This window comes from Jiangella muralis (genome assembly GCF_001270745.1).
Classification (GTDB): Bacteria; Actinomycetota; Actinomycetes; order Jiangellales; family Jiangellaceae; genus Jiangella; species Jiangella muralis.
Genome location: NZ_KQ434761.1, coordinates 24,276 through 33,082, shown reverse-complemented (window position 1 = coordinate 33,082; position 8,807 = coordinate 24,276). Strand labels below are relative to the sequence as shown.

Annotated in this window: 6 protein-coding genes; 5 read left to right on the top strand and 1 reads right to left on the bottom strand. The window is 72.3% G+C overall.

The window, feature by feature from the left end; translation table 11 throughout:
• The 4 genes from ACW62_RS35315 to ACW62_RS18030 all read left to right on the top strand — a co-directional run.
• On the top strand, nt 1–1,090 hold a 1,090-nt coding region (locus ACW62_RS35315; protein ID WP_205629439.1), incomplete at its 5' end, for an LpqB family beta-propeller domain-containing protein.
• A 195-nt stretch (nt 1,091–1,285) separates the two neighbouring features.
• Nucleotides 1,286–2,239, top strand: a complete 954-nt coding sequence (locus ACW62_RS18040; protein WP_157574830.1) for a ComF family protein — start codon at nt 1,286–1,288, stop codon at nt 2,237–2,239.
• Nucleotides 2,240–2,424: 185 nt separating this feature from the next.
• Nucleotides 2,425–3,057, top strand: a complete 633-nt coding sequence (gene hpf, locus ACW62_RS18035; protein WP_053205514.1) for a ribosome hibernation-promoting factor, HPF/YfiA family — start codon at nt 2,425–2,427, stop codon at nt 3,055–3,057.
• Nucleotides 3,058–3,154: 97 nt separating this feature from the next.
• The gene (locus ACW62_RS18030; RefSeq protein ID WP_053205513.1) at nt 3,155–4,372 is read left to right on the top strand and encodes a winged helix-turn-helix domain-containing protein; all 1,218 of its coding nucleotides are present in this window, start codon (nt 3,155–3,157) and stop codon (nt 4,370–4,372) included.
• Between the two features lie 101 nt (nt 4,373–4,473).
• On the opposite strand, the gene ACW62_RS34805 is transcribed toward ACW62_RS18030, so the two are convergent.
• Nucleotides 4,474–5,619, bottom strand: a complete 1,146-nt coding sequence (locus ACW62_RS34805) for a GNAT family N-acetyltransferase (protein WP_169792080.1) — start codon at nt 5,617–5,619, stop codon at nt 4,474–4,476.
• A gap of 148 nt (nt 5,620–5,767) precedes the next feature.
• On the opposite strand from ACW62_RS34805, the gene secA reads away from it, so the two are divergent.
• The gene (gene secA, locus ACW62_RS18020) at nt 5,768–8,698 is read left to right on the top strand and encodes a preprotein translocase subunit SecA (RefSeq protein WP_053205511.1); all 2,931 of its coding nucleotides are present in this window, start codon (nt 5,768–5,770) and stop codon (nt 8,696–8,698) included.
• The last annotated feature ends 109 nt before the right edge of the window (nt 8,699–8,807 follow it).

Sequence of the window (8,807 nt, the reverse complement as noted above, 5' to 3'; positions counted from 1 at the left end):
GCTGCCCCCCGCCGTCGCCACCGCGTTCCGGCCCGACACCGAGCTCGCCATCGACGCCGTCCCCGTCCGCGACGGCGTCGCCACCATCGACCTGGGGGCCGGGGCCGCGCTGGCCGGGCCGGAGGAACGCGAGCGCATGGTCGCGCAGCTGGCGTGGACGCTCGGCGTGCTGCCCGAGGTCGAGAAGGTCGAGGTGCTGGCCGACAAGCTGCCGCTGATCTCCGGCGACCCGCTGTCGCCGCAGGAGCCGCCGCTGAGCACGTACGACCCGTCGGTGCTGCCGTCCGGCACGCCGCTCTACGCCATCGGCGAGACCGGCGTCGTGTCGGTGTCCGACGGCGAGCTGACGCCGGTCCCCGGGCCGCTGGGCGAGCAGGCCGAAGCCCACGAGGTGGCGGTGAACCTCGCGGCCAACCGCGGCGTCGTGATCAGCGCCGACCGCACCGCCATCCTGGCCGCCTCGTTCGGTGAGGACGAGCCGCTGGAGACCCTCTTCACCGGTACCGACCTCGCCTCGCCCGCCTGGGACCGCACCGGCCTCATCTGGGCCGTCGACCGCGGCGTCGAAGGCCCCGGCATCGTCGTCCTCCGCCCCGACGGCCAGCCGGTCGCCGTCACCGCCCCCGACCTCACCGACAAGGACGTCGACCACCTCGCCGTCTCACCCGACGGCACCCGCGTCGCCATCGTCGCCGGTGGCCAGGCCATGGTCGCCAACGTCATCCGCGACGCCGACAGCGACGCGTCGATCCGCATCGACCAGCCCCAGCCCATCGGCCCCTCCGGCGTCGCCATCGACGTCGCCTGGAGTTCCACCAGCCCCACCTGGAGCGCCGCCGACACCGTCGTCATCCTGCTGGAGACCGAGTCCAACGCCGGCGAGACCACGATCGAGCCCTACTACGCCGCCCTCTCCGGCCAGGAAACCCTTCCCCGCGGCGGCCTCCCCGCCGGCGACGCCGTCCACGTCGGCGCGGCGGCCGGGCTGCCCGTCGTCCTGGAGTCGGGTGACGGCGTGCTGTACGTGCAGCGGTCCAGCAACGCGTGGACGGAGATCGGGCCCGCCCGCGGCCCCGCCTACCCCGGCTGACCCGCCCGCTCCACCGGCAGCCGGCCGCGGCGGCGGCACTCGATGGCGGCGGTGGCAGCGGTGGCGGCGCCACGCGCGGCGGCGCGCGGTGACGGCGTCACGCGGTGGGGCGGTGGCCACCGTCCGGTACGCCCCTCACCTGGGCCGGGCCACTGCCCGGCCGACTCTGTCGGACCCATGGTGCATGCTGGTTCCATGATCATTTCCAGCAGCCTCGCCACCACATCCGACCAGCCCGAGAGCACCGCTCGTCCCGCGACCCGGGCGAGCCGCCCCGAGAGCACGGCGCCCGCCGCCGCTCGACCGAGCCATGCCGAGGGCGCCGCCCGGGCCGGTCCCTCTCGTCCCGCCGGTCCGCGTCCTGCCGTCGCGCGGCCCGTCGTGCGCCTCTGTCGCACCGTGGCCCGCCTCGGGTACGCGGCGGCCGACCTCGCCCTCGGCAGCACCTGCGCCGGGTGCGGCGAGCACGCCGGGCTGCTCTGCCCACCCTGCCGCGCGGCGTTGCTCGGCCCGGCGGCGCGGCTCCGGACGGTCCCCGGCCGCCCCGACCTCCCACTGGCCGGAGCCGCCGCCTACGCCGGTGCCGTGCGCGCCGCGATCATCGAGCACAAGGAACGCGGCCGCCTGCCCCTGGCCGCACCCCTCGGCGACGCCCTCGCGGTCGCCATCACCGCGACCATCGCCCACCCCGCGACCATCGCCCACCCCGCTACCCCCGCCGTCCACGACGCCGCCAACGGCCGCGCTGCCCCCGATCTCCTCGCCGCGCACGTGGACCGCCCGATAGCCCTGGTCCCGGTGCCGTCCGCGCCCGCGGCGGTGCGCCACCGTGGCCACGATCCCGTCCTCCGGTCCGCCCGCCGGGCCGCCGCCACCCTCCAGCGATCCGGCCAGCGCGCCACCGTCGTCCGCTGCCTCCGCCACGGCCGCCGCGTCGCCGATCAGGCCGGCCTCGACCGGCACGAACGCGAGCACAACCTGCACGGCTCCCTCGTCGCCACGGCCGCCGCGACCCGACGCACCACCGGCTGCTGCGTCGTCATCGTCGACGACGTCATGACCACCGGGGCCACGCTGCGCGAGAGCGCCCGCGCGCTCGAGGCCGCCGGCGTGCGTCCATGCGCGGCGGCGGTGATCGCGGTGGTGTGATGTCGCCCTCGGCGAGCAGAAATCGGGGGGTTCCACGTGTACGAAAGGCGACGAACGGCTAACGTTTGTGCATGGCACCCATTGTCGATCCTCGACCCCACGAGGAAGGCCGGGTGCGAACCCCGGTGACTTGAGCGTGTGGGTGCCGCTCGACCGTCAGACCCCACACGACCGGGAGGTTTCGAGTGGATATCGTCATCAAGGGCCGTCACACGACCGTGCCGGAGCGGTTCCGTAGCCACGTCGCGGAGAAGCTCTCCAAACTCGACAAGATCGCTCACAAGGTCATCCGAGTGGACGTCGAGGTCACGGCCGAGGCCAACCCTCGACAGGCCGACCAGTCCGAACGGGTTGAGCTGACCCTGCACTCCAAGGGCCCCGTCATCCGGGCCGAGGCGGCGGCCGCCGACCGGTACGCCGCGCTCGATCTCGCCACCGACAGGCTCGTGGCGCGACTGCGTAAGGCGGCCGACCGTCGCCGCGTCCACCGCGGCAGCCGCACGCCGATCTCCGTCGCCGCGGCCACCGCCGGGCTCGACGGCGCGGCCATCCCCGCGCAGCCGACACCCGCTCCCGCCGCGAAGGCGGCCACCGCGGTCGAGGAGCCGCCTGACGCCTACGCCGTCCCCGACTCCGGCCCCATGGTGGTCCGCGAGAAGACTCACCGCGCCGAGCCGATGACGCTCGACCAAGCGCTCTACGAGATGGAACTGGTCGGCCACGACTTCTACCTGTACGTCGACGCCGAGTCCAAGATGCCGAGCGTCGTCTACCGGCGCCGTGGCTACGACTACGGCGTCATCCGCCTCGACGTCTGACGTCGTCCCACCGCATCGGCGCGTCCTCCGTCGAGGGCGCGCCGATGCGCGTCTGCAGCGCCCCGACCTTGTCGGTGCCCGCTGATAGCTTCGCGACATGGCCAGACGAGAGAGGTTGACGAACGCGGCCGCCCGGCGGGTGGCGCTCGCGGCCCAGGGGTTCGCCGACCCACGGCCGCCGAGTCCCGACCGGCGCGCCGTCCGCCGCGTGGTCGACCGCGTCGGCGTGGTGCAGATCGACTCCGTCAACGTGCTCTCGCGTTCGCACTACCTGCCGTTCTTCAGCCGCCTCGGCCCCTATCCGCGCGCCGAGGTCGATCGCGCGGCCAACAAGTCGCCGCGCATGCTGTTCGAGTACTGGGCGCACGAGGCGTCGCTGCTCCCGGTCCGTACCCAGCCGTACCTGCGCTCGCGCATGGCCCGGGCCGACGAGCTCGCCTGGGGCGGCATCCGGCGGCTGGCGCAGGAGAAGCCCGAGTTCGTTGCCTGGGTGCTCGACGAGGTGAAGCGGCTCGGCCCGGTCACGTCGGGCGAGATCGAGCACGACGCCCCTCGCGAGAAGACCGACTGGGGCTGGAACTGGTCCGACGTCAAGACGGCGCTCGAGTACCTGTTCTGGGCCGGCGAGGTCACGGCGGCCGGTCGCAACGGCGCGTTCGCCCGGTTGTACGACATCCCCGAGCGGGTCCTGCATCGTGACGTCCTCTCGGTGCCGACACCCACGCCTGAGGAGTCGCACCGCGAGCTGGTCCGCGTCGCCGCCCGCGCCCACGGCGTCGGGTCCGAGCAGTGCCTGCGCGACTACTTCCGTCTCCCCGTCGCCGGCGCCAAGACCGCTATCGCCGAGCTGGTCGACGCCGGTGAGCTGCTGCCGGTCACCGTCGACGGCTGGAAGCGGCCGGCCTACCTGCACCGCGACGCTCGCGTGCCGCGCCGGGTCGACGCCCGGGCGCTGCTGAGCCCGTTCGACTCGCTGATCTGGGAACGCGCCCGCACCGAGGCGCTGTTCGGTTTCCGGTACCGGCTGGAGATCTACGTCCCGCCGGACAAACGCGTGCACGGCTACTACGTGCTGCCGTTCCTGCTCGGCGACGAGCTGGTGGCCCGGGTCGACCTCAAGGCCGACCGCCAGGCCGGCGTGCTGCGGGTGCAGTCGGCGTGGGGCGAGCCCGGCTCACCGGCCGACACCCCCGACGAACTGGCCGACGAGCTGGTGTCGCTGGCCGGCTGGCTCGGCCTCTCCGGCGTGACGACCACCGGCCGCGGCGACATCGCCACCCCACTTCAGGAGGCCCTCGACCGCTCCGCCGGCTGACGGGCCTCAGTCCCGCGCTCTCGTGATCATGTTCAACGGCGGCGTCCCAGCGACCGCGAGGGAACATGATCATGGTCGACTGGGCGGCGTCCGCACCGGCGTCAGAGCAGTGGATCGTCCGAGGGCGGCGGCAGCGGGTCGTCCGAGAGCAGGTCGTACCAGTGCAGGTCGACGACGGTCCCGCCGCGGATCCGATCGCCGGCCCGCTCGACGCCGTAGGGCCGGAAGCCGGCCCGCTCGATCACCTTGCGCGAGGCATCGTTGCCGGTCACGTGCGCGATCACCAGGCGGCGCAGGCCCAGCCCGCCGGACGGAACCGGCGCGAACGCGTGCCGCGCCATCAGCCCGACCGCCTCCGTCGCCACGCCACGACCCCGCGCCGCCGGGTGCATCCAGTACCCGATCTCCGCGCCGCCGTCGTGCGTCAGCAGGCCCATCAGCGAGAACGCCCCGATCGCCGGCCCGCCCTCCGGTAGCGCCGCGGCCCAGTGCACACCCCGCCCCGCGGCCGCCTCCTCCTCGCGGTCGCGGATGTAGGCACGTGCGATGTCGCGTGTGTACGGCGACGGCAGCCCGCCCAGCCAGTGCTGCGTGACGGGGTCGTTGCAGGCCTCGACGACGGCGGCGGCGTCGGAGTCGGCGAACCGGCGCAGCGCCACCCGCGAGCCGCGCAGCGTCGGGACGTCCAGCCACGGCGACACGGGCCGCATCGGCTCGCCGGTCATCAGCGTCCCGACCCAGGTGTCGCGACGGACGCCGCGCTGCGCGTTGCCGCCGCGGATCATGCCCTCGATCCGGAACCCGCACGCCCACGCGACCCGCCGCGACGCCCAGTTGCCGACGATGGCCCGCCAGCGCAGGTGCGTCAGCCCCAGCCCGACGTCGGCGAACGCGTATTCGGCGACCAGCCGGACCGCCCGCGACACCAGCCGGTCGCCGCGGGCCTCGGGCGCCACCCAGAAGCCCACCTCGGCGGCGCCGTCGCCGTGCGAGCGCAGCCCGATCACCCCGTGGACCTGCCGGTCCTCCGGCGAGCGGATCGCCCAGACGAGGTCCTGCTCTGTCTCCCAGCCGCGGCGGACGGCGTCCTCGACGAAGCTCTTGGCGTGCTCGTGCGTGTAGGGGGAGGGCAGCGTGGTCCAGCGCTGGATCTCGGGGTCCTGGCACAGCTCGGTGATGCGGTCGATGTCGGCGGCCACCGGTACCGCGAGCAGGAGGCGCTCTGCGCGGAGCTCGAACGGTTGCACGTCCTGCATCCTGCCCGCTGCCGCGCTTCGAGGTCGAGTCGTTATCTTTTCCGTGACCCGACGTACCATGGGTCGACGAGCCTCTGTACCTCCCCGGAGCCACCGGGCGCGACCAACGCCCAAGCCCGCTGCATAGGAGTTGACCCGCGTGCCTGTTCTGCTCGACAAGATCCTCCGTGCCGGCGAAGGCAAGATCCTCAAGAAGCTCGAGGGGATCGTCAAACAGGTCAACAGCATCGAGGACGACTTCACCTCGATGACCGACGACGAGCTGCGCAGCATGACCGCCGAGTTCCGCTCGCGCCTCGAAGCCGGCGAAGAGGTCGACGCGCTGCTGCCGGAGGCGTTCGCGACGGTGCGCGAGGCGGCGCGGCGGGTCATCGGCCAGCGGCCGTACGACGTTCAGATCATGGGTGGCGCGGCGCTGCACCTCGGCAACATCGCCGAGATGAAGACCGGTGAGGGCAAGACGCTGGTCGCGACGCTGCCGTCGTACCTCAACGCGCTCGCGGGCAACGGCGTGCACGTCGTCACCGTCAACGACTACCTGGCCCGCTACCACGCCGAGTGGATGGGCCGCATCCACCGCTTCCTCGGCCTCGAGGTCGGCGTCATCCTCAACGGCCTCACGCCGGCCCAGCGCCGCGAGGCCTACGCCGCCGACATCACGTACGGCACGAACAACGAGTTCGGCTTCGACTACCTGCGCGACAACATGGCGCAGCGGGTCGAGGACCAGGTGCAGCGCGGCCACCACTTCGCCATCGTCGACGAGGTCGACTCCATCCTGATCGACGAGGCCCGCACCCCGCTGATCATCTCCGGCCCGGCCGACCAGCCGACGCGCTGGTACACCGAGTTCGCGAAGGTCGCGCAGCGGCTGCGTCGCGAGACCGACTACGAGGTGGACGAGAAGAAGCGCACCGTCGGTGTGCTCGAGCCCGGTATCGAGCGGGTCGAGGACTGGCTGGGCATCGACAACCTCTACGAGAGCGCGAACACCCCGCTGATCCAGTACCTCAACAACTCCATCAAGGCCAAGGAGCTGTACCGGCGCGACAAGGAGTACGTCGTCAAGGATGGCGAGGTGCTCATCGTCGACGAGCACACCGGCCGCATCCTGGGCGGGCGCCGCTACAACGAGGGCATGCACCAGGCCATCGAGGCGAAGGAAGGGGTGGAGATCAAGCAGGAGAACCAGACCCTGGCGACCATCACCCTGCAGAACTTCTTCCGCCTCTACGACAAGCTCTCCGGCATGACCGGTACGGCCATGACCGAGGCCGCCGAGTTCGACAAGATCTACACCCTCGGCGTCGTCCCCATCCCGCCGAACCGCCCGCTGGCGCGTCTCGACCAGGACGACGAGATCTACCGCACCGAGGAGGCCAAGTTCGACGCGGTCGTCGAGGACCTCGTCGAGCGGCACCAGAAGGGCCAGCCGGTCCTCGTCGGCACCACCAGCGTCGAGAAGTCCGAGCGGCTGTCGCAGCTGCTGCGCAAGCGCGGCGTCCCGCACGAGGTCCTCAACGCGAAGCAGCACGATCGTGAGGCCGCCATCGTCGCGCAGGCCGGCCGCAAGGGCGCCGTCACCGTCGCCACGAACATGGCCGGCCGTGGTACCGACATCATGCTGGGCGGCAACCACGAGTTCATGGCGCAGGCCGAGCTCAAGCAGCGCGGCCTCGACCCCATCGAGAACGCCGACGAGTACAACGCCGCCGAGATCGCGATCCTCGAGAAGCTCGACGCGCAGGTCTCGGCCGAGCGCGACGAGGTCCGCTCGCTGGGCGGGCTGTACGTGCTGGGCACCGAGCGGCACGAGTCCCGCCGCATCGACAACCAGCTGCGCGGCCGCTCCGGTCGTCAGGGCGACCCCGGTGAGTCGCGCTTCTACCTCTCACTCCAGGACGACCTCATGCGGTTGTTCAAGAGCGAGTGGGTCGAGATGATCATGCGGACGTTCAACCAGCCGGACGACGTCCCGATCTCGCACAAGCGCGTCAGCAACGCCGTCAAGAGCGCGCAGACGCAGCGTGAGGCGCAGAACTTCGAGATGCGCAAGGACGTCCTCAAGTACGACGACGTCCTCAACCGCCAGCGCATGGTCATCTACGACGAGCGCGCCCGCGTCCTACACGGCGAGGACCTCCACGAGCAGGTCACCGGCATGCTCGATGACGCCGTCACCGCCTACGTCCAGGGCGCCACGGCCGGCAACTACCCCGAGCACTGGGACATGGACCAGCTGTGGACGGCGTTGAAGACGCTGTACCCGGTCGGGGCCACCATCGAGGAGATCGAGCAGGAGGCCGGCGGCCGCAACGCGCTCACGTCGGCGAGCCTGACCGAGCGCCTGGTCGACGACGCGCATGGCGCGCTCGAGCGCCGCGAGACTGAGCTCGGCACCGAGGTCATGCGTGAGCTGGAGCGCCGGGTCATGCTGACGGTGCTCGACCGCAAGTGGCGCGAGCACCTGTACGAGATGGACTACCTGCGCGAGGGCATCGGCCTGCGCGCGTTCGCCCAGAAGCAGCCGCTGATCGAGTACCAGCGCGAGGGCTTCGACCTGTTCGTCGCCATGATGGACGCCATCAAGGAAGAGTCCGTCGGCCTGGTGTTCAACCTGGAGGTCCAGGTGCAGGCCCCGGGCGACGGCGCCGCGGCGCCCACCACGCCCGGTGCTCCCGTCGTGCAGGCCAAGGGCCTGAGCGGCTTCCAGCGGCCGCAGCAGTTGCAGTACACGGCGCCGACGGTCGACGGCGACGGCGCCGTCCAGCGGCGGGTCGAGCAGGTGCGCCCGGCCGTGCGGCAGGCAGGCGCTGGGGCGGCCGGCTCGGGCGGCGGTGCCGCGGCCGCTGGCGTTTCCGGTGCTGGTGCGGCCGGCGCGGGTGCCGTCGTGTCGTCCGGCGCCAACGGCGAGCGCGGCTCGCACGCGGCGGGGGCCGACGAGGGCGAACTCGACTTCAGCAACGTGTCGCGCAACGCGCTGTGCCCGTGCGGCTCGGGCAAAAAGTTCAAGCGCTGCCACGGCGACCCGCGGCACGCGACGCAGAACTCGGAGCAGTCGGCGAACTGAGCTGATCCCCGGTCAAGCGGCCGTCGGCGACCTGCCGGCGGCCGTTTGCCGTTGGCCGCACACCGTCTGCCGCCCGCATAGCGCCGGCCGGCGGCCGTTGGCGGCCGGC